A 26,639-nucleotide genomic window follows, 5' to 3' on the forward strand; every position below is an offset into this window, starting at 1 on the left:
GTTTTTTGTTATTTTTTCTTTTAGGCAACAAAAAAACCCGTTATCATTAAACGGGTCTATAGGTGTGTATTACAACGCATAATGACAACTATTATTCACTTAATATCAGTTATTAACTTCATTGTTATTTTTATCTAATCTGATATTTGTTTGTGATAACAACATTATGGATAACGGTGATTGTCATGACGACGATAACGTTCATCATGGTTACGTAACCACCAATATCTTTCTGCTATTGTTTCTCTACCACCAATACGGGCGCCTGCTAACCAAACCAAAGCACCAATAAAGATCCCCATTAAAGAGATATCTGATAAAAACTCAGGGAGTCCTAATGGGAAAATATGAGTAAGAAGCGTATAACCGAGACTACCGAGCATAACAATCATCCCCGTAGCCATACATAAATTACCAACTGCATATGCATGTTTATATTTCATGTTGCACCTCCAAGCGCGTCGTCAGACGATTCAACAACAAAATACATCGAATAACCTTTTGTTCTTTGCAGTTATTATAGCCATAAATACTAAGGAGTTATTGTCGAAGCGATCACATCGCTCCGAAATTTATTGACAATTCTTAACAAAAAATGTGTTTTTTTCTTTCAAAAGAAGAAAATGACACCAATTTTGTCATTTTAGCTCTTTTTGTTAAATCCAAAAGCGGTCATTCCCAAAAAACATTCTATGTAATCTATTTTGTGCTTCTGAGCTTAGACAGGTAAACTATGGCCTTTCTTTTAAGACGATAACAGTGAAAGGCTATTGTGAGTAAAATTAAACTTATCGTCGGGTTAGCAAACCCCGGTGCAGATTATGCCCAGACTCGCCATAATGCGGGTGCTTGGTATGTTGATTTATTGGCTCAACGTCATCAACAATCTCTAAAAGAAGAGAGCAAATTCTTTGGTTATACCGCACGCATTAATTTGAATGGTAATGATGTTCGATTATTAGTGCCTACAACTTTTATGAACTTAAGTGGTAAAGCAGTACAGGCGATGGCAAATTTCTATCGTATCGAGCTTGATGAAATTTTAGTTGCACATGATGAACTCGATTTACCACCCGGTGTTGTCAAAATGAAGTTAGGTGGTGGCAATGGCGGTCATAACGGATTAAAAGATATTCAAAGTAAGTTTGCTAATAATCCGAACTTCTATCGTTTACGCATTGGTATTGGTCACCCTGGTGATAAAAATAAAGTTGTTGGTTTTGTCTTAGGCAAGCCACCAATGAGTGAACAAAAATTAATTGATGACGCTATTGATGAAGCTCTTTCATGCACAGACATTTTAATGCGTGATGGTTATGAGAAAGCAATAAACCGCTTACATAGCTTTAAAGCGTAATCATTATATTGATAAATTAAGTAATTTTAATATTCAGAGGGTAAAACTCCCCTCTTCTTTTGTGCGATTAATCCCTGATGATTTAATCAAACAGGGATTTGCTCTATAATAGCGCCAAATTTTTTTAACAGCACACAACAGGAATACTCCCTCCTGTTGTTTTTATGTGACAAGGTGAACGTTTATGGGATTTAAATGTGGTATCGTCGGTCTGCCTAACGTAGGGAAATCTACACTGTTTAATGCCTTAACTAAGGCAGGTATTGAGGCAGCCAACTTCCCATTCTGTACTATCGAGCCAAACACAGGTGTTGTTCCAATGCCTGATCCTCGCTTAGATAAACTAGCTGAAATTGTTAAACCACAGCGTATTTTACCAACAACAATGGAATTTGTTGATATCGCAGGTTTAGTAAAAGGTGCATCTAAGGGTGAAGGTTTAGGTAACCAATTCCTAACAAATATTCGTGAAACTGAAGCGATTGGCCATGTGGTTCGTTGTTTTGAAAATGACAATATCATTCACGTTGCAGGTAAAGTTGATCCTGCTGAAGATATCGAAACCATTAATACTGAATTAGCCCTTTCTGACTTAGATACCTGTGAGCGTGCGATGCACCGTAATCAGAAAAAAGCAAAAGGTGGCGATAAAATTGCTAAAGCAGAAATGGAAGTGTTAGAAAAATGCTTACCGCATTTAGAAAACGCAGGTATGTTACGCGCTTTAGATTTAACTGAAGAAGAAAAAGCAACTATTCGTTATTTAAGCTTCTTAACGTTAAAACCAACAATGTATATTGCAAACGTTAATGAAGATGGTTTTGAAAATAACCCATATCTTGAAACTGTTCGCAAAATCGCAGAAGCAGAAGGCTCTGTAGTTGTTCCTGTTTGTGCCGCTATCGAAGCAGATATTGCTGAGTTAGAAGATGCAGAACGTGAAGAGTTTATGCAAGATTTAGGCATTGAAGAGCCTGGCTTAAACCGTGTAATTCGTGCTGGTTATGCACTACTGAACTTACAAACTTACTTCACTGCTGGTGTTAAAGAAGTACGCGCATGGACAATCCCTGTAGGTGCAACAGCGCCACAAGCGGCAGGTAAAATACACACTGACTTTGAGAAAGGCTTTATCCGTGCTCAAACTATCGCTTATAACGATTTTATCACTTACGGTGGTGAGCAAGGCGCTAAAGAAGCAGGAAAAATGCGTGCAGAAGGTAAAGAATATATCGTTCAAGACGGCGATGTAATGAACTTCTTGTTCAACGTCTAATTTCCCCCCACATAATAGAAAACCACGTAATTTGAGGAATATTCAAATACGTGGTTTTCTATTAATTAATAAGTAATAAGATAAAAGATATATTCCATTTTTCTTAAGATAAATATTTATCTTTAGTACTTTGCCAATGTAAAGGTATTATTTTCTGATAAATCGATTCAAAGTATTTATTTGCATGTTTTTTCATTTTCAATAAAGTATCTTTAATTTTAGAATACTTCTCCATATCATATTCAGAAAATGAATCAATCCATTTCGGATATTTACTGCCCATCAATTCTATATTTAATTCATTTGCTTTATTTATTAATGCACATACATAATTTAATATAGGTTGATAGTATTCTTTTTTATATACATCAAAAACAAATTCATACACAAAATCAATAAACAATATAGCAAGACTCAGTAAATATTTAGATTTTTCTTTATTATCTAACGACGTCAATTCAAAAACATTACAAATACTTTTATAATGCCCAGGTTTAAGTGAAATATTTTCTTTTTTATTATCATGAATGAGTAATAAATTTTCAAATATTATTGATATATCTTTATACTTTTTCGTATCAAGAAAATCTTCCTGAAAAGAGGTAGGTATTCCCATCCATTTTGATTGGAAATATTTTTGGTAATTACCAAGGTTAATTAACGATAAAAACTTATCAATTTTAATTTTATTAACAGACATGTTATAATTATTTCTAAAAATTTTAAAAGTTTTATTAAATAAAAAGTCATTATCACTATAATCATTTTTTTTATACTTCCCATCATAATAATAAAAATACTTATTCCATTTTACATCACACTCCATGTATTTATTAAATAGCATTTTAGTTATATTTTTATGATTAATTATCATAGCGTTATTTTCACTAACAAGAATGTAATTATTATATTCTTTACTTTTCCAGTTAACACGATAACACCCGTTACTAAAATTAGTTTTCCCCACAAAAGGCTTTACTTCATCAAGTTCAAGATATCTGTTATATAAAACTCTAGCTTTCTCTCTGATTTTTTCATCATCATGATAAAGAGATAAAGTCATTAATTTAATAAAACTACCATTTCTATTTAACATGAAATTTTTTAATTCTTGAACATTGTAAAAATCAGAAAGAAGATTTAAATAAGTCATTATGTATTTATCTTTCATATGAAAATCAAAATCTTTCTCTTGCTTATTCGCACATTTAACTTCAAATAACTGCTTAATAAAATTAGAGATAGTTTCATCTTCCATACAAAAACTCATACCTATAAGATTTTTTATTATTGAACCTATAGGAACTTTGTCCGTCATCTCAGCTACATTTATTTTTTTTATAATATCTTTAACAAGAGATACTTTTATTCCTTTATATTTATCACTTATAGTTTTAATAATATCAAACGACGTGTTTTCATAAAGATCCTCATTTAAATGAGAGTTTAAAAACTCACTGTCAGAGAAATGCATCGTTGCTCCATCAAGCTTTGCATTTGAAAAATCGGTTAGATATTTTCCAACACTAATCTTAATTTTAGCATTGGCTAAATCAGCACCTCTATATATTGCACCATCTATACTTACATCACTTAAGTCCACACCTTTTAGACATGAATTGGAAAAGTCGATATTTACATTCTTAATATCAAAATCTTTAGTTGACACTTTAAATTTCATATTGCTTAAGTCTCTATTTTTTAAACAAAAACTCCTTAAGTCATTTGCATCAATATGTATATTTCTATAATCATTACAGCGTTCAATTTTTTTATTGATACTTATCAATTCATTTAATTTTTCTTTAGTTAAAGAAACATCTGATTCTTTTATTCTCATACAAATTTCTTCATACATTATTTTAAATTTATCGCCAGGGCTATCATAATAATCATATTTCTTTTGATATTTATTAATTTTTTTAATTGCTTCCAACCTTTGAAATAACATTTCATATTTACTTTCTTTTTGTTTATAAAAAATACTATCGCCATTATTTTTTTGTATTTTCATTGCAGTTATTTTCATTTTTATTGCTAATAACTTCTTTGCAAAAGAAAAATTGCTCTTTGTTGGGTTGTTTTTTGCCAAATCAACAGCAGACAAACTATTCCCAGCAATACGAGAACTCAAATATAAATATATATTATTCAAAACCCCTCCTACAAAGCTTAAAAAATACAATATAATATAATCAAAAATTATTGAATTACTATATTATTTCTAATTACTTATACTTTAAAAAAGCAACCAAATTAGCAAATTGAAGCTTTATAATTTCCTTCTTCTAAAATAAAACAACCACAATCAGATTTTTCGTTCTAAAAATTGTAGAAATCATGATGAAAAATTTACCTACCCACACAAATGATTCGATTTTAAAATCAACTATTTTAAACTTTGCTTTGATATAAAAAAGTTTAATAAAACCCATCAATAATAAATCAATAATAAATCAATAATAAATTAAATATCAGAACAACTTAACTTAATAAGGTTTATTAAACCACACAAAAAAATAATCTATACTTATTTTTTAAGTATACAACTATCACACACTATTCAATAACAATTAAAACATTTGAAAAATTTATGTATTGGTTTAATAATAAATTTGATAGTCAATCAATGGTTATCTTTATTTAATAAGGATCGGTTTTATTATGAACAGCAGTCTTAAATATAACATGCGAGATAATAGCGATATCAAACAAAATAAAGAGAGTGGTTGCCAATGTGGGCAAGAAATAATAAACAACTTAAATAATTATATTAATAATCATCCCGAGTGTACTGTTTATCAAAATTCATTAATGAGTAGTTTAATTGTGGGTGTATATGACAGTGATATCACTATTGCTGATTTATTAAAGCATGGTGATTTCGGTTTAGGAACGTTCAATCAACTTGATGGTGAATTAGTTGCATTCGACAGTAATGTTTTTCAGCTACGCTCTGATGGTAGTGCGCGAAAGGCATTAAATTCTCAAAAATCTCCTTTTGCTGTAATGACATTTTTTAATTGTGATATTGAACATCACTTTTCTTATGGTGCATCACAAAAAGAAATACACAATGTAATTAATCAATATGTTCCTTCCGATAATTTATTTTGTGCAATCAGAATTGAAGGCGAATTTGAATTAGTTAAAACACGCACCGTTCCTCGCCAAGAGCCTCCCTACCTTCCGATGTTAGAGGCTATCGAGAATCAGCCTATTTTTAACTTTCACAATGAAACAGGGACTATTGCGGGTTTTCGCTCACCACAATTTACTCAAGGAATAAATGTTGCAGGGTTTCATGAACATTATATTAATCAACAACGCCAAGGCGGTGGTCATGTTCTTGATTACTACTTAAAAAAGGGCACATTACAAATCGGCATCATTTCTCGCCTTACCATTGATTTACCAAGCCAATCCGCTTTTCTACAAGCTAACTTAATGCCAGACAATCTCCATCAAGCAATAGAAAAAGCCGAAAATTAATTTAAAAGTCGCTTCATTTTATTCTCAATCCAATTTTTTATTCACCTGCAAAAATCAAAGAAGGTTATATGAATACTCCTCATTGGAAATGTGGTGCAGATTTAGTTGTCAAACAATTAGAACAACATGGCATTAAACAAGTATTTGGTATTCCGGGGGCAAAAATTGATCGTGTATTTGATTCTCTTGTTGATTCCAGCATTGAAACAGTGGTTGTTCGTCATGAAGCTAACGCCGCATTTATGGCAGCTGCGGTTGGTCGTTTAACGGGTAAAGCGGGAGTCGCTATCGCAACATCGGGGTCAGGATGCTCTAATCTTGCGACAGGCATTGCAACAGCAACGTCTGAAGGTGATCCATTAGTTGCATTGGGAGGATCAGTAAAATCCTCCGATAGATTAAAACTGGTTCATCAAAGCATGGATACCGTTACCATGTTTAACCCTATTACTAAATTTTGTGCTGAAATTGATTCTTCAAAATCAATTTCCGAAACTTTGGCTAATGCCTTTCGCCATGCAGAATCAGGAAGACCGGGCTCCGCTTTTTTAACTTTTCCAATGGATATTTTAAATAATGAAGTGAGTAGCCCAATATTAATACCTAAATCAAAATCCAATATTGGTAGTGCAAATAATGATGCCATCCAAGAAGCTGTTAAATTACTGCTGAATGCCAAAAGCCCCGTTATTTTATTAGGACTACAAGCTAGTTACCCTGAAAATGCATTAGCATTACAAAAGCTACTTGATACTTGCCCTCTTCCGATTGTAGGTACTTATCAATCAGCAGGTGCGATTGCTCAGCGCCATTTTCCTTTATTTGCTGGTCGTATTGGTTTATTTAATAATCAACCGGGTGATGAGTTATTATCTCACGCTGATTTAGTCATTACTCTGGGTTATAGCCCTATCGAATATGAGCCGTCATTATGGAATCATAATAATGCCAGTATTATTCATATTGATGAGATCCCCGCTGAAATTGATTTAGCTTACTGCCCTGATTTAGAATTAACAGGCAACATCAAATTAACAATTGATAATTTAACTCACTATTTTACTAAGCAATCCGCATCTCAAATTACACTCTCAAATAATACTCGTCAGGTTTTAGAGAAAATTCGTCACCAAAGAGAAATTCTGCAACAAAATAGTTATTTTCGGCATGGTTCTCCTATTCACCCTTTAACTATCATCCATGAGATGCAAAATATTATTGATAACGATGTAACACTCTGCATTGATATGGGGAGTTTTCATATATGGCTCGCTCGTTATCTTTATAGTTTTAGAGCAAGACAAATGCTGATTTCAAATGGACAACAAACAATGGGTGTTGCATTACCTTGGGGAATTGGCGCTTCTTTTGTTCGACCATCCGATAAAATTATTTCTGTTTCTGGTGATGGTGGTTTTATGCAATCGTCCATGGAGTTAGAAACCGCAGTTCGTTTAAATACCAATATTTTGCATATTATTTGGGTGGACAACGCTTATAATATGGTAGAAATGCAAGAGCAAGAAAAATATGGTCGTTATTCTGGTGTAAAATTTGGGGCAATTGATTTTAAACGTTACGCGGAATCCTTTGGCGCTAAAGGATTTTCTGTTGAATGTGCTTCTCAATTACGTACTGTTTTACATAAAGCAATAGCTGTAGATGGTCCAGCGGTACTTGCTATTCCTGTTGACTATCGAGATAACGCTAAACTAATGGAACATATTGATTACAATTTAATTATTTAGTGTATTTTAAACTAATCATATAAAAGCCCCCAGCAATATAAAATATCACTGAGGGCTTTCTAATGTAGCGCTACTGTTCGTTTTTATTTAAATATTCAGTGACACGAGTTTCAATATTTTTACGCTCACTCCTTGATAAATTTATTTTCCTGATTGGATATTTATATCTACAAGTTCACCCTCGAACAGTAATAAAGTCTATTCTGTATTTTTGCTAGTCCCACCTGATACAGGCCCAATCTTTTCTTTCTTAAAAAATAAACCTAAAATGACAATGATTAGCGAAATAATTAATCTTTTACTTATTTGATTTAAGTATCGCTTTTCCTATTTACACCCGTCAATCGTTTAGGATAACACCATGCTACAATCACCTCATCTTTCTTCTCATGCTCGATTTATTGCACTTCGCCTTCTCCCTAATGAGGATGTGATTATGGCATTACGACAGATTATTAAAGAACAAAATCTGAAATCGGCATTTATTGCAGGTTGTGTGGGAAGTTTAACAGATGTGGTATTACGCTTTGCAGGTCGTGAAGAAAATCGCTATCTTACAGGTAAATTTGAAATTGTTTCACTGATTGGAACATTAGATGACCAAGGTGAACATTTGCATTTAGCGATTTCAGATGAAAATGGATTAATGTGTGGTGGACATATGATGCCAGGTTGTACAGTGCGCACGACGCTAGAGCTCGTTATTGGTGAGTTAGAGCAAGTGACTTTTAGCCGTCAGCCTTGTGAACACTCTGGTTATGAGGAGTTGGTCATCACACCGCGTAAATAGCCTTTTTATAAAAAAGCGCTATTGACGCAAAATAATAAAACCAATAGTCACTATCCTTTGTAAAGGTTTTTAAACTATGTCTACAACTCCTCAAATTTCGAGCCGTACTCTTGTGCTCATTGTTGTTTCTATTGCAATAAATATGATCGGTGGTCAAATCACCTCTATGGTCAAACTTCCTATCTTTTTAGACTCTATTGGCACGCTTATCTGTGCACTATTAGGTGGGCCGTGGGTTGCATTATTTACTGGATTATTAACCAACCTATTATGGGGATTAATTAGTGGTCCAATGGCTGCCGCATTTGCACCTGTTGCCATGATGATAGGATTAAGTGCAGGTTTATTAGCGCGTGCAGGCGGTTTTCGCTCTTTAATTCGCGTTGTTGGCTCAGGCGTTGTCATTACTTTAGCGCTGATGATTGTCGCTGTTCCAATTCGTACTTATTTATTTGGTGGTGCAACTGGAAGTGGCGCAGATTTCTTTGTCGCTTATTTTCATGCTGTTGGTGAAGGGCTTATTGAATCTGTTGCAATTACTGTATTAGGTGCAAATCTTGCCGATAAAATATTATCAGCAATTATTGCTTGGTTATTAGTACGTCAATTACCACAAAGAACACAACGTAATTTCCCTGCAATGGCTAAGGTTCGCTGATAATGCATCCCTTTACCTCATTGGCATTATGGCTTTGGCTAAGTGCTAGTGTGCTTTTTTTATCATTAAGCTTACCACTGCTGATTATCAGCAGTGGTACTTTTATTAGCTTATTACTTTGGAAAGCCTCTCGCTGGCGTTGGCGCTTTATCACATGGTTGATGATCCCAATGGCAATAGGCTTATGGTTAGTTCATAGCGGTTGGCTTGCATATTGGTTAACAGGTGGCATTTTAGATACCAGTAAACAAACTATGGCAATAACGCTATGGCTAAGATTATTAGCAATAATAAGCAGTGCTCAATTGTGGTTGCAGTACACTTCAACCGAACAATTTATCAGAGCTTTATTTGCTAGCCGCCTACCTATGAGCCTTTCCTATTTATTAGCAGGGCCTTTACTGCTTGTAGAACAATTACGCCAACAATTACATAATATAAGAGAAGCACAATTAGCGCGAGGTGTTCCTCTTGATGGTTCATTTTGGCAACGTCTAATAACATTGCCTGCCATTATCTTGCCACTTATTAGCCATGTATTAAGTGACTTAACTATTCGTAGTGCTGCATTAGATATGCGAGGGTTTCGTATTATTGCAAAACGAACTACGCTTTCTCCTCCTGCTGATACACCACTACAAAAGATGTTCCGCTATTTGATTTTACTGCTTATCTTTGTTGAAGGAGCTATTTGGCTATGGTACTAAGTCTTCAGCAATTTAGTTTTACCCTTAAAGGTGATGAGCAACCGATTATTGGCCCTATTAATTTGCAATTAAAACAAGGAGAATGGCTTGTTGTTTTGGGAGGTAATGGCAGTGGAAAAAGCCTTCTTGCCCAATTACTAGCAGGTTGGTATCCCGATTTATTAACAGGCTCAGTGCAAGGTTTGGGAATTGTACAAAATATTGCTCTAGATAAAAGCCGATTAGTGTCGCTGGCCCCAGGACGACAACTCGTTCAACAATCCCCCCAATTACAGCTCTCAGGCTGTGCTTTTACTGTAGAACAAGAGATTGCTTTTGGTCCTGAAAACTTAGGATTAAGCGATAATGAAGTTCGATTTCGTGTAAAAGAAGCAATGGTATTAACACAATGCGACAGTTTACGTTTTCGCCACCCTTCTACACTTTCGGGCGGAGAAGCTCAGCGAGTTGTGATTGCAAGTGCCCTTGCCATGCACCCCAAATTATTATTACTTGATGAAGCATTTAGTCGTTTAACGCCTAATGCGACACAACAATTACAACAACGTATAAAACAATATTCAGAAGAACATAAATGCAGTGTGATTATTTTTGAACGTAACTTATTACCTGCAATAACGCTTAGTGAACAATTTTTATTGTTAGAAGTAGGAAAAACAAAAGCAACAGGCGCCTTAGAAGATATATTTCCTTTCTTATTTTCAACAATTAATGCTCCTGATTCATGGCAAGCTTTAAATTGGTTAGTTGAAAACCATTATTGGAACAAAAATATTGTAAATAACGATAAAGCTTTGCTTAAGGCTTTTAAGGAGTTTTATGCTACAGCTGGATAAAGTGTCCTATCGTTGGAGTGAAGATGTTCCATCCTGTATTTCTCAATTATCTTTAACGTTAGATCAAGGTGAATGGGTAGCACTCGTTGGTGATAATGGTGCGGGTAAATCAACCTTATTACGTTTAATTGCGGGATTATTAACACCCAATGAAGGTGAGGTAAAACTCAATAATCAGTCATTATCTCAAATGAAAGCCGAGCAACGTGCTCAATATATTGGTGTATTATTCCAAGAGCCTGAACGACAAATATTTCATAATACAGTAGAAAAAGAAGTCGCTTTTGGTCTGAAACAACGCAAATTTTCTAAAGATGAAATTAAAAAACGTTTAGATGAAACATTAATGCTTTGTGGTTTAAGTGATGTTGCTGATGTTCATCCTTTAGATTTACACGCAGGTCAGCGCAGAATGGTTGCCGTCGCCAGTTTAAGTATTCTATCTCCTCAAATATTACTGCTTGATGAGCCTACTCGCGATTTTGATGCACATTGGCTAACTTGTTTTGAAAATTGGCTTCAAGTACAAAAAACATTAGGGACATCTGTTCTTGCTATTAGCCATGATCTGGACTTTACTGCACGCCATTTTCAGCGAGTCATTCATTTATCTTCAGGTAAATTAATTGCTGATGACGTACCTGAAAAGGTATTAATGAGCTCAACATTGCAATCTCTTTCGGATATACCTGCACCTACGCTATACTCATTAAGCCAAAAATTAAAATTACCAACTAAAAATTCCCCTATTGAATGGGCTAAAATGTTAGTTGAAATAAATAAAAATCATAAAATTAACTCATAATAATCTTAAGGTTTATCTCTCTATTATTAGCGTTCGATGTTGTTTATTTTGTTGTTGGAGATAATAAAATGGAAATTATTCACACTCTATTAGACTCGTTAGGTCATTTATCTCCTATTACACTTTTTCTCTCTATTACCTTAATCACAGCAGGAAAATCGACTATTGGTATTTCTTCATTCTTACCTCCTGCATCTTTAATGCTGATCTTTATTTTTGGTGCCTGTTTGCCTCTTTACTCACCTATTTTTCTTTGGCTAGCAACCAGTTGTGGTGCACTATTAGGCTCGATTATTAGCTATGAATTAGGTCGTTCTATTTGTCGATTTCCTCGACTCAAGGCATGGGTTAAGCGTTATCAATCAAAAATTAATCGAGTTCAACAGTTATTAAAAAATAAGACCCACTATATTTTATTTATCTCTCGATTCCTCGCTGTATTTCGTTATTTAACGCCTTTTAGTGCCGGCCTATTAAAACTACCCACATACGGTATTTACATCACCAGCGCTATTTCTGCATTAATTTGGTCAGCTATGTTTGTACTGATTGCAACAGGCGTGCTTTCCATTACCTTATAAGTGTTTTAATTACGACTAAGCTTACTACCAAGCTTTACTGCTAACCATTATTTATCTTCTTAACACTAAAAATAGTCTATTTATCCTCTTTTTTATCGAATTATTTAACGATTTTCTGATCCTCTGTTTTTTCATTTTATTTTTTATTATCGATAAATAGGTTATTTTTTAGCTCATTTTATCGTTTCTCTAGCAAGTTATTGATATTTTCTTTTGTGTTTTATGATTATCACCATAATTATGATTAAAAATTGCATAATTACTATGCTGATCACAAATTGTTATTTTATTGTTTTAAATTCATTACGCCACTTCACAATTTCTTAACGCTCCTTATTTCTATAAAAGTTGTCATGTTGTATACAAGTTAGTGTGAAACATTCACCTGCGTTTTTATGTACAGGAACAACATCATGAGAATAAGAAAAACAAAGCTTGCCATCGGTATTGTTGCTGTTATTGCTGTTGTCTCATTAGCAGTAATCGGCAAAAAAGAGAATGCGAATAAACAATTTCTCTCTGTAGCAACCGCTTCAACAGGAGGAACGTATTATCCGATGGGAGTGGGTTTAGCAAACGTATGGAGTACGCATCTTAAGGATAGAGGCGTTCAAGTAACTGGACAATCTTCTGCCGGTTCAATAGAAAATATCTATTTAATGCAGAAAAATGAAGCTCAACTTTCAATACTACAAAGCCTTTTAGCCGTAGAAGCCTATGAAGGCGTGCGTAATTTTGAAGGTAAACCAGAAAAAGATCTTCGTTCAATCTCTATGTTATGGCCCAATGTTGAGCACTTTGTTTTAATGGACAACAAAGTAAAAACAGGCACATTAGACGATATTCGTGCAACAAGTTTTTCTGTTGGCCCTCAAGCCAGCGGTACTGAACAATCTACAATTATTATTCTTAAAGGCGTTAATTTAACCAAGAAAGATATCACTCCAGAATATCTTGGATACGGTGATACGGTTTCTGCCATGCGGGATGGTCGCCTTGATGGTGGCGCATTACCTGCTGGTGTGCCTGCTTCAGCGGTAACTGATATGTATGCAAGTGGTGTCAGTGCAAAATTACTCGAAGTCACAGATAAGCAACTTGATGATATCAATCATGTGGCAAATTCATGGTTTCGATTTGAAATACCCGCCAACACCTACCCTCGTCAAACAGAAATGGTCAATACGATTGCTCAACCTAATATCTTAATGACCACAACCAGCATTGATAATGATTTAATTTATGAGCTGACAAAAACCATGTTTGAGAACCTGCCTGAGGTTCATCAAGTTCATAGCGCAGCCAAGTACATCACCACAGAAAATGCATTAAAAGGTGTTTCTGTACCATTACATTTAGGGGCTTACCGCTACTACAAAGAAATTGGATTAGAGATCCCTGATTATCTTATTCCACCAGAAGCTCAAACGCAGACTAATAATAAATAACAGGAGTGAGTTATGACTAACAATGACCACCTAACTCCGGTAGAGCCACCTGCATTAGATAAAGAAGCAAGCTCCGGCAATCGCCAACTTGCAGGTATTTACCTGAAAATTACCACAACTCTTGCAATATTAATTTCGCTTTATGCTATTTATTCCAACGCATTATCAAATACTCAAGAGTTTTACCGTAATACTATTTTTCTTAGCGGTATTTTAATTTTAGGTTTTATTTTGTTTCCATTCTCTAAGCGTTTTTCAACGCCTAAATTTAATGGATGGGATTATCTTTTTATTGCTTTAACATTAATCAGTTATGGCTACTTTTTCTTTAATTATGTTGATCTTCACGTTGTAAGGAAAAGTATTCCAAATACGACCGATTATGTCATGGCTATATTGGGAATTATTGTACTGTTTGAAGCAGCAAGAAGAACCACTGGCTACTTTATTCCAGGACTTGCCACATTTGCCATTATCTACGCTTTATTTGGTCAGTATTTTATGGGTATTTTCGGTCATGCAGGATTTTCTGTAGAAAGATTGTTATACCGCTTATTTATGACCAGTGAAGGTATCTTTGGGATCACCCTTTCAACAGCCTCTACAGCAATTGTTGTCTTTATTCTTTTTGGCTCGTTCTTAAGTGTGAGTGGCGCAACAGCGCTATTTAATGACTTAGCACTTGCTCTTGCGGGTCGTCGCCGTGGTGGTCCTGCTCAAGTTGCTGTTATTTCATCTGCATTAACCGGTTCATTAAGTGGAAGTGCTGTCGCCAACGTAGCGACAACCGGTACCTTTACCATTCCTTTAATGAAAAGCATTGGATTAACACCTCGCTTTGCGGGTGCTGTAGAAGCAACTGCATCAACGGGCGGTATGATAATGCCACCTATTATGGGTGCTGCTGCATTTATTATGGCGGGTTTTTTGGGCATTTCTTATACTACGATTGTTATTGCCGCGATTATTCCAGCGTTGTTGTATTACGCAGCATTAATTATGGCGATTGATATCGAAGCTAAAAAACAAGGATTAAAAGGTTTAAGTAAAGAGAATATCCCACAAGTTAAAGCGGTATTAAAAGCGCGTGGTTTATTATTATTGCCTTTAGTTATTGTTATTGGCACCTTATTAGTGGGCAAAACACCTATTTATGCAGGTTTCTTAGGTATTCTAACTATTATTGTTGCAAGCTGGATTACACCTGATAAATCAGTCCGTATGACGTTAACTAAAGTGGCCGATGCCTTGGCTGAAGCTGCTCGTGGCTCTGTTCAAGTGACTGTCGCTTGTGCTGCCATAGGTGTCATTATCTGTGTTGTTACAATGACAGGTATCGGTGCAACATTAGCATTTAATATTGTCTCAATGACAGATAACACATTATGGATGATCTTATTAGTCGTTATGCTGGTGTGTATTGTATTAAGTATGGGTTTACCTTCAACAGCATTATATATTGTCGTAGCTGTTACAGTGTCACCTATTTTAATTAAAGCGGGTGTAATGCCTTTAGCGGCTCACTTCTTTGTTTTCTGGTTTGGTGCTTTATCCAATATTACACCACCTGTGGCATTAGCAAGTTATACCGCAGCCAGTATTGCAAGAGCCGATCCTATGCAAACATCATGGGATGCAGTTCGTTTAGCACTTCCAGGTTTTATCATTCCATTTATTTTAGTTTATAACCCTGCTTTATTGATGCAAGGTGATAATTTAGGTGTACTTTCTATTGGATTAATGATTATTAGTGCATTAATCGGAATTTATGCACTAAGTATCGCAACGGCAAACTTCTGGATGATTAAAACAACGTGGTTTGAGCGTATTGCATTTGCAGTAGCGGCAATTCTAATGATTAAACCGGGCTTATATACCGACCTTTTAGGTGTCGCCTTGATCCTATTAACCGGTGCATTCCATTTATTACGGTCTAAAAAACATTTAGCCAATATGAGGCATGCATCTGGAGAAAACTAGATGATACAAAAGATCTCACGCCAAAAAGCGTCACATCAAATTCTTGAGCAGATAAAGCAAAATATTAGTAACGGGACATACCCTATTGGTGAAAAGTTACCCTCTGAAAATGTACTTGCTGACGCCTTTGGCGTCAGTCGAGTCCCCATCAGAGAAGCATTAGGTGTCTTAGAAGCCAGTGGCATTGTAACTTCACGCCAAGGGGGCGGTCGCCGTGTAATTGACCATTCTATACTCAGTAAATATGAGCCATTAGTTATGGAAATAGCTTGCCCTGAAGAGATAGATTCACTGCTTGAAATGCGCGAGGTCATTGAACATGAAGCGGCAGCTATTGCCGCTTTACGTCGAACACCAGAAGAATTACGCGCTATCGAAAATGCCCATGACGCTTTTGTTTTGGCGACAAGACAAAACAAAAGCATTGGTCATAAAGAAGATTATCAATTTCATCGTTCGATTATGATTGCTTCACATAATCCCTTTTTTGTTCAGATCTTAGATAACTTACACGAACTCTACCTTGGCGTATTAATGTATTCGTTAAGTAAAAACAAAGGACGAGATACTGAAATTGAGCGAGTAATTGCAGAACATGAGGCAATTCTCGAGTCAATACGCCAACAAGATCACGATGAAACAAGCCATAGAATGCGTCTTCATTTAACCAATGTACGCGGCAAATTAAAGCGCTTACAACAAGAACCCTGTTAATTTAAAATTTATAAAATGGATAATATTATGACTTATGACGTGATTATTATTGGTGCGGGATTAGTCGGATTAGGGGTTGCAAGTGCACTACAAGAGAGTCAACCCGAGCTAAAATTACTAGTAATTGATAAAGAATCTGGCCCTGCTGTTCACCAAAGTGGGCATAACAGTAATGTTGTTCATTCCGGTATTTATTACACGCCAGGGAGTCTTAAAGCGAGGTTAGCAAAACAAGGCAACATCACAACGTATGCATTTTGCCAACAACATAATCTCTATTATGATCGTTGTGGCAAAGTCATTGTTGCTACTAATGAAAAAGAGTTACAAGCCTTAGAAAATATTTATCAACGTGGCATTGAAAACGGACTTGAAGTTATCAAAATGACTGAAGCAGAACTTAAAGTCAGAGAGCCTTATGTTAATGGTATTGCTGCCCTATTAGTCCCTGATGCGGGTATTGTGAATTATCCTGAAATTGCAGCAAAACACGTTGAAATTATTCAATCTCGTGGTGGCGAATTTGCATTTGGACAAGCGGTTACAGCAATTAATGAAACCGATGATACTGTCACGGTTACAACATCCAATAACCAATTTACAGGCAGATGGTTAATTAATTGTGCCGGTTTATTTAGTGATCGTATTGCTAAAATGGCAGGTTATGACACAGGTATGAAAATAGTCCCATTCCGTGGTGAATATTTTATGCTTAATACTAATAAAAACTACTTAGTAAATCATCTGATCTACCCTGTTCCTAACCCCGATTTTCCTTTCTTAGGTGTGCACTTTACACGCATGTATAACGGACATCGTGACGTTGGACCTAATGCGGTATTAGCTTTTAAGCGTGAAGGTTATAAAAAAAGCGACATTAACTTAAAAGATCTTGCCGAAGTTCTCACTTATAAAGGATTTTGGAAAATTGCTGGAAATTATTTAGGTGAAGGAATGGCAGAGCTTCGCCGCTCATATTCACGTAAATTATTTACCGCAAATGCACAAAAACTCATTCCTGATTTACGTGAAGCAGATATCCATCCGGGCCCTGCCGGTGTTCGAGCCCAAGCATTAACTCGTGAAGGGAAATTAGTAGATGATTTCCATTTTGTAAAAGGTAAACGTTCACTGCATGTTTGTAATGCTCCATCACCTGCTGCAACAGCGTCTATTGAAATAGGCAGAGAAATAGTAAAAGAGCATTTTTCTTTGTAATTGAAAAAAATATACTGTGAGTAAAAATAACAAATAGCACTGAAATTAATCAGTGCTTTTTATTTTTATATCACTCACTGCATTCTTTTAACGCTTCACTCATTAACCATTGCCGAAATATTTCCATTGATGCTGTCATCGGTTTTGATTTTAAATATGTTAGCCAATATTTTCCCATTTCAACTTCTATTTTAAACGGTTGCACTAACTGGCCATTTTCAATTTCTCTTGAAAACATTTTGGCTGGTGCTAATGCAACGCCTCCTTCATAAATAGCGCTTTCAATCATTAAGCGTGAAGAGTCAAAAATAGAGCCCGTTATTTTTATAGGCGACATATCTGCTTTTTCAAACCATTGTAACCACTCATCTTCTCGATAAGAGCGATACAAGTTTTCATTTATTAAATCAGTTGGATGTTGTAACCGTTTCGCTGTACCTGATGAACACAATACTGTTAATGGCGCAGAAAATAACGCATTGTTATGTGTTAATGGCCATAAACCTTCACCAAATCGAATAGCAAAATCTAATCCTTCAGTAGCCAAATTAACCACATTATTATTTGTTCTTAAATTCACTTCTATTCTTGGATATAACTGCCTAAATTCGGCTAACCTAGGTAATAGCCATCCCACTGCAAATGTGCCGACAGCCGCAATTGAAACAACATCGCGATATTCACCACGTTCAAATTGCTTAAATACACGCTCAATATCACTAAAAGCCGTTGTTAATACAGAAAATAAGATTTGAGCATCATCCGTCATTTCTAAGCCTCTCGGCAAACGCTTAAAAAGAACAACACCAAGTCGCTCTTCTAACATTCTCACTTGTTGGCTAACAGCACCTTGAGTGACATACAGCTCTAATGCTGCTTTGGTGAAATTAAGATGTCTTGCAGAAGCTTCAAATGCACGCAGTGCATTTAAGGGGAGATGTGTTCGCATAATATTCTTAGCCATTAGATTTTCTATAAGCTAAGGTGATTTATTATCGATTGTCAATAAATCAATTAAATAGGATATTGCACCTTATAAATAAACGGCTCTATATCTACCCAATAACTGTCTATTTATATTGAGATTTTCTTTATTAACTTAATATGAGCAACAATGACTATGTTTAAAACAACATTTCGCCAAATAGCCGCGATCGCAGTTTCATTAATATCTCTATTAGCATCACCAATGCTATGGGCTGACAACAATAATACAGTTGAAGAACAATTAAATACGCTTGAAAAATATAGCCAAGGCCGTTTAGGCGTAGCATTAATCAACACGGAAGATAACTCACAAATAATATACCGTGGTGAAGAACGCTTTGCGATGGCAAGTACAAGTAAAGTTATGGCAGTTGCTGCCGTTTTAAAAGCGAGTGAAAAACAAGCCGGATTATTAGATAAGAATATTACGATTAAAAAATCTGACTTAGTTGCTTACAGCCCTATTACAGAAAAACATTTAACAACAGGAATGACTCTGGCTGAATTAAGTGCTGCTACATTGCAATATAGCGATAATACAGCAATGAATAAGATATTAGATTATTTAGAAGGTCCAGCTAAAGTCACTCAATTTGCACGCTCAATTAATGATGTAACTTATCGCCTAGATCGTAAAGAGCCTGAATTAAATACAGCAATTCATGGTGATCCGCGTGATACTACCTCTCCAATTGCGATGGCTAAAAGTCTTCAAGCACTGACATTAGGTGACGCGCTAGGTCAATCTCAACGTCAACAACTTGTTACTTGGTTAAAAGGCAATACAACGGGTGATCACAGTATTAAAGCGGGCTTACCAAAACACTGGGTTGTTGGGGATAAAACTGGCAGTGGTGATTATGGTACAACTAACGATATTGCCGTTATTTGGCCTGAAAACCATGCACCATTAATTTTAGTCGTTTATTTCACACAACAAGAACAAGATGCAAAATACCGTAAAGATATTATTGCTAAAGCTGCTGAAATTGTAACAAAAGAGATATCTAATTCATCTAAAACAAAATAAATTTCTTTATTGATAATCCAGATAAGAAATTAAATATAATAATAGAGCTATTAATTGGCTCTATTATTACAAGTACACATAATAATATAAGTAAAATAACATACAGATAAAATAATTAAACTGTAATAAACAAGCCTAAGATACTGATTTTTATTAAATGGATTTATTTTAAGGAAGTAAGATGTCTGATCTATTTGAATTAATTGGTGAATTACTATCCTGTGCAGGTAAAATCACGCTCACTCAGATCCGACTTTGTATCGTTATTCTTACCCTATTAATGCTAGTTATTGTCTCTTTATGTACTTGGTCATTTGATCTCTATTTTATTGGTGCTTCATTATTTTTATGTATGTTGCTTTATACACCCGAGATATATCGGTTAATTAAAAGCTGGATAGTTTAATTTACAGTTATAAAAAAGCCTCCGTTAAATTAACTAGAGGCTTTCTCTATTAAAAATATCTCGTGTGATGATTTAAAATAACTAAATCTAAATGTGTAGAAAATTAAAGTGGTAAAGCAAAACTCACTTTTACTGTTTCCATTGGTACTTCTGTTTTTATACTTTGGATGCTTGGAATTTGTGTTAAATAATCGGCATGAAAACGACGATACGTTGCTAAATCTTTAGTAACGATGCGAATAAGAGCATCACATTCACCAGCCATTAAATGACATTCAACCACTTCAGGTAATACCTTGATAGCTTTTACAAATTCTTCAATAGTTTCAGCATCTTGTGCTCTAAACCAAATTCTTGCAAATAAAGATAACCCTGCATCAACCTTACTACCATCTAATACAGCAACATAACGAGTGATCACACCAGATTCTTCGAGTAAACGCACACGGCGAAGACAAGGAGAAGGCGAGAGTCCAACCTCTTTTGCCAGTTCAATGTTCTGGATTTTGCCATCACGCTGAAGCACCTGCAAAATATGTTTATCTATCTTATCTAATTTTATTGACATCAAAGATTAACCTTAATTCTATTTGTGGAATTTTATTGCCAATTAATTCTTTTTGTTAGCAACAAAGCAACCCGATTTTTTCGAAAACATCATATAATCTTTCTGCTAAATTTCACAGCAAAAACGATATTTCTCTTAAACTCTCTCTATCAGGTGAAAAGATGGAATTTAACACTTTATTATTATTCGCACTGACTGTTCTACCGCTTATCTGCACACCTGGGCCCGATATTCTTTTTATCTCATCCCAAGGGCTATCTGGCGGTATGAAATCAGCATGGATTGCCAATACTGGCGTTATATCAGGCTATTTAACCCATGCATTACTGAGTGCGTTAGGGCTTGCCGCCTTAGTATCAACATCACCCATTTTATTTCATTTACTCAAATGGGTTGGTGTGTTCTATATTAGTTATCTTGCAGTCAAAATGTTGATATCAGCCTGCAAAAAAGGTCAATTAGTCCTAGATGCCTCAAAAACTTCACATCTATTTCGTAAAGGTTTTTTAACCAGTTTTCTTAATCCTAAAGGACTACTTGTTTATCTCGCTATTTTACCAAACTTTATTGATAATCATAATGATGTAGCAACACAATCATTGCTGTTATCTGGGATATTTATCACGACTTGCTTAATTATTTATGGTCTGCTCGGCACCTTTTTTGCTTATATTGGCTTAAAAGGGGGGTTAAGTGAAAAACGTCGCCGCTATAACGATGGCATTGCTGGTGGATTACTCACTTTTGCAGCTATTAATCTGGCTTTAAACTAGCCTTAATCCTAAGCACTATTTATTATTCTAGTCAGTATTTGACCACAAAAATGCCTCTATTTAAGTGGTCGAATATCTGCCCATAATAATTGGCAATTTGTGGTTAACGGTCTTATTTCACCTTCACGAATATCAGGCAACCACCAAGCGCCCTGTCCTTTTGACAAACGCTGACAAGTCGCGCCCATTAAAGTCCATTCACCTTGAGTGACATAAATTAACCCTGCATGAGAACTAGGCAAAATAAGTGGCTGTGTTACTAAGGTCGTTTCTGCTTTCCAGCACGTCCGACGTACCATAATATTTAGGCACTTTACGCCACCTTTAATAAGTTCGGATTTAACATGGATATCACCTGAAAAATCAAAAGGCTGATAAGAGTCCGTAACGGAATGACTAAGAAAACCGGGGCTATTTAAATTGATGCCATTACCTTCTAATAGCACCATTTGCCGTTCAATGTCAGGAAACTGTCCTAATGAGCTATTCTCTTCGATAGAGGTTAAACACGCTCGCCATGAAAAATCATTATTAACCGGCCAACACACAATTTCTTGCGTTGTGCCTTTTTGATTATTCCACGATATAAACGGTAACTCTTGTTGATCAAAACAACGTAGCTTCATTGTATCCTCCTGCAATATCTGGCTATCAGTCTGATAATGAGGTTAAGGATTAATCATTGGAGATTACCGTCAATAAATCAATAGCTAACTTTTAAAAATGTGCGCTGACGTCAGCTATTTACGTCGTAATTTTCTGCATCCTTCACCAATAATTTCCATTCCTTTTTCAGTACGACTATTCCATTGAAAAGAAGAGTTTAAACGGAATGCATGATTAAATTGAGAGCTGGTGGAAAACATTGAACCCGGTGCAATACTGACACCTCGTTCTAATGCAAAGTGATAGAGTTTATTGGCATCAAATGTTGACTCAAACTCTAACCAGAGAAAATACCCTCCTGATGGAATATTCACTTTTACATCTTCAGGTAAATGCGTTTGTATCGCTTGCAACATCCGATAACGCCTTTGTTCTAACAATAATCTTAATCGGCGAAGATGCGTATCATAACCACCTTGTGATAAATAATCTGCTATTGCTTGTTGTGTTGGCATACTGGCAGAAACTGTACTCATCATTTGCAACTGCTGTATTTTTGTTGCATGTTTTCCTGCCGCAACCCAACCCACACGAAATCCTGGTGCAAGACATTTAGAAAAAGAAGCACAATGTAAAACACTATTTGTTTTATCAAAACCTTTTACTGGCATCGGTACTTTCTGGCTGTTATAGAGTTCACCATAGACATCGTCTTCGATTAGCGTTATCTGTTTCTTCGCTAATATGTCCACCAACCTTATTTTATTCTCATCAGGCATTGTTCCACCTAATGGGTTTTGACAATGGCTCATCAACCAACAGGCTTTAATATCGTATTGCTCAACCACTTTTTCGAGTTCATCTAAACAAATTCCTGTTACAGGATCTGTTCTAATGGCAATCGCTTTTAATCGCAAACGTTCAATGGCTTGTAATGCACCATAAAATGCAGGTGATTCAATCACAACCCAATCACCTGGTTCGGTAACAGCTTGCAAACTAAGACTTAATGATTCCATTGCACCAGCAGTAATCACAATTTCATCTGGAGAGACATGAATTCCTTGTAATGCATAGCGCTGTGCAATGTTACGGCGTAACTTTTCATTTCCTGGAGGTAGATTGATCACCGAACTTTGGGGTGCTAGATGTCTTGCAGCAGAAGCCAATGCACTACTTAATTTAGGTTGAATAAATAAACTAGGATCGGGAAAAGCAGAACCAAAAGGAATAATTTCAGGATCTTTACATGCTTGAAGGACATTGAAAATAGAGGTGCTTATTTCAACATTTTCACTCATGTGTAGCCCTTTGCTGGCTGTCACCTGGCCAAAACGGTTATTACGATGTGCCACGTAATAACCGGATTGTGGTCGCGCAGCTATCCATCCTTGGCTTTCTAATAACTGATACGATTGTAAAACAGTCATTAAACTTAAACCTGATTGTTTCACCGTGTCCCGCAATGAAGGTAAACGGTCGCCAGATTGCCAGATATTATCTTCAATTTGTTGGCGTATTTGCGCTGCAAGCTGTTCATATCGAGTCATATAAAACTGTTTACCTCAAAACTGTTATAGTCATTTTTAAACTTATTGTCACTATTATAGCTTACTGTCATATGGTCTACTAATCCACACGATTTACCTGCAATTTACATTTTTATATCAATATAACGAGGTTTTTTATGCTTGGGTTAAGTGCCTTTGATTTGGCGCGTATCCAGTTTGCGTTCACAGTTTCTTTTCATATTATCTTCCCTGCAATTACTATCGGACTGGCTAGCTTTTTAGCCGTATTGGAAGGTTTATGGTTAAAAACTCGCAATAAGGATTATTTAACGCTATTCCATTTTTGGTCAAAAATATTCGCTGTTAACTTTGCTATGGGCGTTGTCTCTGGTTTGGTCATGGCCTATCAATTCGGAACCAACTGGAGCTTTTTCTCTGATTTTGCGGGCTCAATTACAGGTCCTCTACTCACTTATGAAGTTCTTACTGCTTTCTTCTTAGAAGCTGGTTTCTTAGGTGTGATGCTGTTTGGTTGGAATAAAGTAGGCGAAAAACTTCACTTTTTCGCGACCTGTATGGTGGCATTAGGTACATTAATGTCTACGTTTTGGATCTTGGCTTCAAATAGTTGGATGCAAACACCACAAGGGTTTGAAATTATAAATAACCAAGTCGTTCCCGTAGATTGGCTCGCGGTTATTTTCAATCCATCATTCCCTTATCGCCTTGCTCATATGGGTGTCGCAGCTTTCCTTGCTTCGGCCTTCTTTATTGCTGCATCTGCCTCGTGGCACCTACTCAAAGGTCATAAAACATCCGCCATGAAAAAGATGCTTTCAATGTCTTTATGGATGATTTTAATTTTAGCCCCCATTCAAGCACTCATTGGTGATGTCCATGGTTTAAATACTTTAAAACATCAACCCGCTAAAATTGCCGCTATTGAAGGTCACTGGGAAAATGAACCAGGAGAAGCAACACCGTTAATTCTCTTTGGTATGCCAGATATGGATGCTGAAGAAACCAAATATAAGATAGAAATTCCTTATCTTGGTAGCATGATCTTAACCCATAGCTTAGAGAAACAAGTTCCAGCATTAAAAGAGTTTCCTAAAGAAGACAGACCTAACTCACTTATTGTCTTCTGGTCTTTCCGCATTATGGTTGGCCTTGGCATGTTAATGATTTTAGTCGGTGTTTGGGGAACGTGGCTACGCTATAAAAAGAAACTTTATGAATCTAAAACTTTCTTACGCTTAACTTTCTTAATGGCGCCTTCAGGACTTATCGCTATTCTTGCCGGTTGGTTTACAACCGAAGTAGGACGTCAACCTTGGGTTGTTTATGGCATACAACAAACACGAGATGCCGTATCTGCACACGGTGAAATGCATATGAGTATTAGCCTGTTGATCTTCTTAATTGTTTATAGCTCCGTATTCGGTGTTGGATATGCCTATATGTTAAAACTGATCCGTAAAGGTACACCGGAGGTTTATCATGGGAATTGATTTACCAGTCATTTGGTTCGTCATTATCGTATTTAGTACGTTAATGTATATTGTCATGGATGGTTTCGATCTTGGTATCGGTATGCTTTATCCATTTATTAAAAGTGACCAAGATCGTGACTTAATGATGAATACCGTTGCTCCGGTGTGGGACGGTAACGAAACATGGTTAGTCCTAGGCGGAGCTGCATTATTTGGTGCTTTCCCATTAGCTTACGCGGTTATTCTTGATGCTTTAGCAATGCCTCTAACATTAATGCTTGTCGCCTTAATTTTTCGTGGTGTCGCATTTGAATTTCGTTTTAAAGCCGATGACAATCACAAAGGTTTTTGGGATAAATCATTTATCTTTGGATCTATCTTAGCCACTTTTATGCAAGGCGTTGTCGTTGGTAGCGTAGTTCAAGGTTTGCCAGTTGTTAATCGCGCTTTTGCAGGTAGTTATTTTGACTGGTTATCCCCTTTTGCACTCTTTTGTGGATTTGGATTAGTCATCGCCTATTCCTTATTAGGATGTGGTTGGCTAATTATGAAAACCGAAGGTCATTTACAGCAGAGTCTATATAAGGTCGCTAAACCGCTTACACTTGTTATGCTTGCAGTCATTGCAGCAGTTAGTGCATGGACACCATTAGCACAACCTGCAATTGCTGAACGTTGGTTCACATTACCAAACCTGTTCTTCTTTTTACCTGTTCCTCTTTTAGTGTTGTATAGCACTTGGCTAATTTTACGCTCAGTGAAAAAACAAGGACATTACCTGCCTTTCTTTGGTGCGCTGGCTTTAATTTTCTTAGGTTTTGCAGGATTAGGGATCAGTATTTGGCCTAACATTATTCCACCTGCAATTAGTTTTGTAGAAGCGTCCGCACCGCCAGAAAGCCAAGGATTTATGCTAGTTGGCGCACTGTTTATTATTCCAATTATTCTCGTGTACACATTCTGGAGTTATTACGTTTTCAGAGGAAAAACAAATTATGAAGAAGGTTATCACTGATCCACAAATACAAACCAAGCCCTCATTATTAAAAAAATGGGGATGGTTGATTACTATTTGGTTTTGTAGTGTTTTAGCCTTATTCGCAGTTTCTTCCCTCTTTCGTTTTTTAATGACGTTAGCCGGAATGAAAGTCAAGTAAAGGCAAAATACATACAGCAATATAATCAACTAGCACCGAATACGGTAAGCTATAGAATAGAAGTAAAGAAAGGGCTGAAGTTATCTTCAGCCCTTTTATCTTTATTTAAGATAGTGAACGACTCTTTAATGTCATTAAAACTTAACCTATTCTTATTAAATACTCTTTTAGTAACTAATTTTATATAAATTGCTTTGTTATAAACATAAAACACAAAAGAAAATATTTTCACTTATCCATAATTAACTAAATTTAAATCAAACTCCTTGATAAAATCACTTTAAACACATCATTTTTGATTAATAATAAGAGATAAAATCTTTTTCATGTGTTTATTTCGATAAATAAAGATATAAACAATCCTATAAAAAACTATCTTCTCTAGAAATAAGCTGGAATGAATGTTGAATTAGGCTTCCAAAGTAATTATGATATCGCCACCTAGCAGGTTCATATCTGTATTATTCTATAACGACACGTCAAATGAGTCATTTAGAT

Annotated in this window: 26 protein-coding genes; 20 read left to right on the plus strand and 6 right to left on the minus strand. The window is 35.8% G+C overall.

Features of this window, described 5'->3' with window-relative positions; translation table 11 throughout:
• Window positions 1-164 precede the first annotated feature (164 nt).
• On the minus strand, window positions 165-443 hold the full coding sequence (gene ychH / locus C0T34_RS01420; RefSeq protein ID WP_098942626.1) for a stress-induced protein YchH: 279 nt from the start codon (window positions 441-443) through the stop codon (window positions 165-167).
• 329 nt (window positions 444-772) lie between these two features.
• Here ychH and pth point away from each other — a divergent pair, with 329 nt between their 5' ends.
• Window positions 773-1,357, plus strand: coding sequence for an aminoacyl-tRNA hydrolase (gene pth, locus C0T34_RS01425; RefSeq protein WP_036912918.1), 585 nt, complete (start codon window positions 773-775; stop codon window positions 1,355-1,357).
• Between the two features lie 184 nt (window positions 1,358-1,541).
• Complete coding sequence (gene ychF / locus C0T34_RS01430; protein ID WP_023582042.1) at window positions 1,542-2,633, plus strand: redox-regulated ATPase YchF; 1,092 nt, start codon at window positions 1,542-1,544, stop codon at window positions 2,631-2,633.
• Between the two features lie 103 nt (window positions 2,634-2,736).
• On the opposite strand, the gene C0T34_RS01435 is transcribed toward ychF, so the two are convergent.
• Window positions 2,737-4,788 carry a hypothetical protein gene (locus C0T34_RS01435; protein ID WP_109849584.1) on the minus strand — a complete coding sequence of 684 codons (2,052 nt, stop codon included), beginning with the start codon at window positions 4,786-4,788 and terminating at the stop codon, window positions 2,737-2,739.
• Window positions 4,789-5,297: 509 nt separating this feature from the next.
• On the opposite strand from C0T34_RS01435, the gene budA reads away from it, so the two are divergent.
• From budA to lhgO, 12 genes are all read left to right on the plus strand, one after another.
• Entirely contained in the window at window positions 5,298-6,125 is an 828-nt protein-coding gene (budA, locus tag C0T34_RS01440; RefSeq protein WP_109849585.1) for an acetolactate decarboxylase, read from the plus strand.
• Between the two features lie 68 nt (window positions 6,126-6,193).
• Entirely contained in the window at window positions 6,194-7,873 is a 1,680-nt protein-coding gene (gene alsS / locus C0T34_RS01445; protein WP_109849586.1) for an acetolactate synthase AlsS, read from the plus strand.
• A 361-nt stretch (window positions 7,874-8,234) separates the two neighbouring features.
• Window positions 8,235-8,663, plus strand: coding sequence for a PPC domain-containing DNA-binding protein (locus tag C0T34_RS01450; protein WP_098942622.1), 429 nt, complete (start codon window positions 8,235-8,237; stop codon window positions 8,661-8,663).
• A 76-nt stretch (window positions 8,664-8,739) separates the two neighbouring features.
• Entirely contained in the window at window positions 8,740-9,321 is a 582-nt protein-coding gene (locus C0T34_RS01455; RefSeq protein ID WP_109849587.1) for an ECF transporter S component, read from the plus strand.
• A 2-nt stretch (window positions 9,322-9,323) separates the two neighbouring features.
• Window positions 9,324-10,028 (plus strand): energy-coupling factor transporter transmembrane component T, encoded by a 705-nt coding sequence (locus tag C0T34_RS01460; protein WP_192940870.1) that lies wholly within the window; start codon window positions 9,324-9,326, stop codon window positions 10,026-10,028.
• A complete protein-coding gene (locus tag C0T34_RS01465; protein WP_098942620.1) occupies window positions 10,019-10,864 on the plus strand; it encodes an energy-coupling factor ABC transporter ATP-binding protein in 846 nt (281 codons plus the stop codon). The genes C0T34_RS01460 and C0T34_RS01465 overlap by 10 nt, the downstream gene beginning before the upstream one ends.
• A complete protein-coding gene (locus C0T34_RS01470) occupies window positions 10,848-11,669 on the plus strand; it encodes an ATP-binding cassette domain-containing protein (protein ID WP_098942619.1) in 822 nt (273 codons plus the stop codon). The genes C0T34_RS01465 and C0T34_RS01470 overlap by 17 nt, the downstream gene beginning before the upstream one ends.
• A 68-nt stretch (window positions 11,670-11,737) precedes the next feature.
• Window positions 11,738-12,250: a VTT domain-containing protein gene (locus C0T34_RS01475; RefSeq protein ID WP_109849588.1), complete on the plus strand. Its 513-nt coding sequence runs from the start codon at window positions 11,738-11,740 to the stop codon at window positions 12,248-12,250.
• A 413-nt stretch (window positions 12,251-12,663) separates the two neighbouring features.
• Entirely contained in the window at window positions 12,664-13,698 is a 1,035-nt protein-coding gene (locus C0T34_RS01480) for a TAXI family TRAP transporter solute-binding subunit (protein ID WP_098942617.1), read from the plus strand.
• 12 nt (window positions 13,699-13,710) lie between these two features.
• Window positions 13,711-15,678: a TRAP transporter permease gene (locus tag C0T34_RS01485; protein WP_098942616.1), complete on the plus strand. Its 1,968-nt coding sequence runs from the start codon at window positions 13,711-13,713 to the stop codon at window positions 15,676-15,678.
• Window positions 15,679-16,392: a FadR/GntR family transcriptional regulator gene (locus C0T34_RS01490; RefSeq protein WP_098942615.1), complete on the plus strand. Its 714-nt coding sequence runs from the start codon at window positions 15,679-15,681 to the stop codon at window positions 16,390-16,392.
• Window positions 16,393-16,407: 15 nt separating this feature from the next.
• Window positions 16,408-17,610 carry an L-2-hydroxyglutarate oxidase gene (lhgO, locus tag C0T34_RS01495; protein WP_075670979.1) on the plus strand — a complete coding sequence of 401 codons (1,203 nt, stop codon included), beginning with the start codon at window positions 16,408-16,410 and terminating at the stop codon, window positions 17,608-17,610.
• Between the two features lie 70 nt (window positions 17,611-17,680).
• On the opposite strand, the gene C0T34_RS01500 is transcribed toward lhgO, so the two are convergent.
• Window positions 17,681-18,559 carry a LysR substrate-binding domain-containing protein gene (locus C0T34_RS01500; RefSeq protein ID WP_109849832.1) on the minus strand — a complete coding sequence of 293 codons (879 nt, stop codon included), beginning with the start codon at window positions 18,557-18,559 and terminating at the stop codon, window positions 17,681-17,683.
• Between the two features lie 171 nt (window positions 18,560-18,730).
• Here C0T34_RS01500 and bla point away from each other — a divergent pair, with 171 nt between their 5' ends.
• Together bla and C0T34_RS01510 are read left to right on the plus strand one after the other, a co-directional pair.
• Window positions 18,731-19,627: a class A beta-lactamase gene (gene bla, locus C0T34_RS01505; protein ID WP_109849833.1), complete on the plus strand. Its 897-nt coding sequence runs from the start codon at window positions 18,731-18,733 to the stop codon at window positions 19,625-19,627.
• Window positions 19,628-19,808: 181 nt separating this feature from the next.
• A complete protein-coding gene (locus C0T34_RS01510; protein WP_109849589.1) occupies window positions 19,809-20,033 on the plus strand; it encodes a hypothetical protein in 225 nt (74 codons plus the stop codon).
• Between the two features lie 103 nt (window positions 20,034-20,136).
• Here the strand turns inward: C0T34_RS01510 and C0T34_RS01515 are convergent, their stop codons facing one another.
• Window positions 20,137-20,601, minus strand: coding sequence for an Lrp/AsnC family transcriptional regulator (locus C0T34_RS01515; RefSeq protein ID WP_023582027.1), 465 nt, complete (start codon window positions 20,599-20,601; stop codon window positions 20,137-20,139).
• 161 nt (window positions 20,602-20,762) lie between these two features.
• Between C0T34_RS01515 and C0T34_RS01520 the strand changes: the two genes are divergently transcribed.
• Entirely contained in the window at window positions 20,763-21,374 is a 612-nt protein-coding gene (locus C0T34_RS01520) for a LysE family translocator (RefSeq protein ID WP_098942613.1), read from the plus strand.
• Between the two features lie 56 nt (window positions 21,375-21,430).
• On the opposite strand, the gene C0T34_RS01525 is transcribed toward C0T34_RS01520, so the two are convergent.
• Complete coding sequence (locus tag C0T34_RS01525) at window positions 21,431-22,000, minus strand: HutD family protein (protein WP_098942612.1); 570 nt, start codon at window positions 21,998-22,000, stop codon at window positions 21,431-21,433.
• Between the two features lie 114 nt (window positions 22,001-22,114).
• On the minus strand, window positions 22,115-23,530 hold the full coding sequence (locus tag C0T34_RS01530) for a PLP-dependent aminotransferase family protein (protein WP_098942611.1): 1,416 nt from the start codon (window positions 23,528-23,530) through the stop codon (window positions 22,115-22,117).
• 137 nt (window positions 23,531-23,667) lie between these two features.
• Here C0T34_RS01530 and C0T34_RS01535 point away from each other — a divergent pair, with 137 nt between their 5' ends.
• The 3 genes from C0T34_RS01535 to C0T34_RS01545 are packed head-to-tail and all read left to right on the plus strand — an operon-like array spanning window position 23,668 to window position 26,141.
• Window positions 23,668-25,002 carry a cytochrome ubiquinol oxidase subunit I gene (locus C0T34_RS01535; protein ID WP_109849590.1) on the plus strand — a complete coding sequence of 445 codons (1,335 nt, stop codon included), beginning with the start codon at window positions 23,668-23,670 and terminating at the stop codon, window positions 25,000-25,002.
• Window positions 24,992-25,999, plus strand: coding sequence for a cytochrome d ubiquinol oxidase subunit II (gene cydB / locus C0T34_RS01540; protein ID WP_098942609.1), 1,008 nt, complete (start codon window positions 24,992-24,994; stop codon window positions 25,997-25,999). Before C0T34_RS01535 ends, cydB begins: the two co-directional genes overlap by 11 nt.
• Window positions 25,980-26,141, plus strand: a complete 162-nt coding sequence (locus C0T34_RS01545) for a DUF2474 domain-containing protein (RefSeq protein ID WP_098942608.1) — start codon at window positions 25,980-25,982, stop codon at window positions 26,139-26,141. The genes cydB and C0T34_RS01545 overlap by 20 nt, the downstream gene beginning before the upstream one ends.
• The last annotated feature ends 498 nt before the right edge of the window (window positions 26,142-26,639 follow it).

This window comes from Proteus sp. CA142267, assembly GCF_003336825.1.
Classification (GTDB): Bacteria; Pseudomonadota; Gammaproteobacteria; order Enterobacterales; family Enterobacteriaceae; genus Proteus; species Proteus terrae.

Excerpts from the sequence above, each read along its gene's own strand:
- C0T34_RS01485 (WP_098942616.1), top strand. The coding sequence starts at position 13,711 with ATGACTAACAATGACCACCTAACTCCGGTAGAGCCACCTGCATTAGAT.
- cydB (WP_098942609.1), top strand. The coding sequence starts at position 24,992 with ATGGGAATTGATTTACCAGTCATTTGGTTCGTCATTATCGTATTTAGT.
- C0T34_RS01465 (WP_098942620.1), top strand. The coding sequence starts at position 10,019 with ATGGTACTAAGTCTTCAGCAATTTAGTTTTACCCTTAAAGGTGATGAG.
- C0T34_RS01470 (WP_098942619.1), top strand. The coding sequence starts at position 10,848 with ATGCTACAGCTGGATAAAGTGTCCTATCGTTGGAGTGAAGATGTTCCA.
- C0T34_RS01535 (WP_109849590.1), top strand. The coding sequence starts at position 23,668 with ATGCTTGGGTTAAGTGCCTTTGATTTGGCGCGTATCCAGTTTGCGTTC.
- C0T34_RS01525 (WP_098942612.1), bottom strand. The coding sequence starts at position 22,000 with ATGAAGCTACGTTGTTTTGATCAACAAGAGTTACCGTTTATATCGTGG.
- C0T34_RS01480 (WP_098942617.1), top strand. The coding sequence starts at position 12,664 with ATGAGAATAAGAAAAACAAAGCTTGCCATCGGTATTGTTGCTGTTATT.
- C0T34_RS01475 (WP_109849588.1), top strand. The coding sequence starts at position 11,738 with ATGGAAATTATTCACACTCTATTAGACTCGTTAGGTCATTTATCTCCT.
- C0T34_RS01545 (WP_098942608.1), top strand. The coding sequence starts at position 25,980 with ATGAAGAAGGTTATCACTGATCCACAAATACAAACCAAGCCCTCATTA.
- bla (WP_109849833.1), top strand. The coding sequence starts at position 18,731 with ATGTTTAAAACAACATTTCGCCAAATAGCCGCGATCGCAGTTTCATTA.
- C0T34_RS01515 (WP_023582027.1), bottom strand. The coding sequence starts at position 20,601 with ATGTCAATAAAATTAGATAAGATAGATAAACATATTTTGCAGGTGCTT.
- C0T34_RS01520 (WP_098942613.1), top strand. The coding sequence starts at position 20,763 with ATGGAATTTAACACTTTATTATTATTCGCACTGACTGTTCTACCGCTT.
- C0T34_RS01500 (WP_109849832.1), bottom strand. The coding sequence starts at position 18,559 with ATGCGAACACATCTCCCCTTAAATGCACTGCGTGCATTTGAAGCTTCT.
- alsS (WP_109849586.1), top strand. The coding sequence starts at position 6,194 with ATGAATACTCCTCATTGGAAATGTGGTGCAGATTTAGTTGTCAAACAA.
- ychF (WP_023582042.1), top strand. The coding sequence starts at position 1,542 with ATGGGATTTAAATGTGGTATCGTCGGTCTGCCTAACGTAGGGAAATCT.
- C0T34_RS01460 (WP_192940870.1), top strand. The coding sequence starts at position 9,324 with ATGCATCCCTTTACCTCATTGGCATTATGGCTTTGGCTAAGTGCTAGT.
- budA (WP_109849585.1), top strand. The coding sequence starts at position 5,298 with ATGAACAGCAGTCTTAAATATAACATGCGAGATAATAGCGATATCAAA.
- C0T34_RS01530 (WP_098942611.1), bottom strand. The coding sequence starts at position 23,530 with ATGACTCGATATGAACAGCTTGCAGCGCAAATACGCCAACAAATTGAA.
- C0T34_RS01455 (WP_109849587.1), top strand. The coding sequence starts at position 8,740 with ATGTCTACAACTCCTCAAATTTCGAGCCGTACTCTTGTGCTCATTGTT.
- C0T34_RS01490 (WP_098942615.1), top strand. The coding sequence starts at position 15,679 with ATGATACAAAAGATCTCACGCCAAAAAGCGTCACATCAAATTCTTGAG.
- C0T34_RS01450 (WP_098942622.1), top strand. The coding sequence starts at position 8,235 with ATGCTACAATCACCTCATCTTTCTTCTCATGCTCGATTTATTGCACTT.
- C0T34_RS01510 (WP_109849589.1), top strand. The coding sequence starts at position 19,809 with ATGTCTGATCTATTTGAATTAATTGGTGAATTACTATCCTGTGCAGGT.
- ychH (WP_098942626.1), bottom strand. The coding sequence starts at position 443 with ATGAAATATAAACATGCATATGCAGTTGGTAATTTATGTATGGCTACG.
- lhgO (WP_075670979.1), top strand. The coding sequence starts at position 16,408 with ATGGATAATATTATGACTTATGACGTGATTATTATTGGTGCGGGATTA.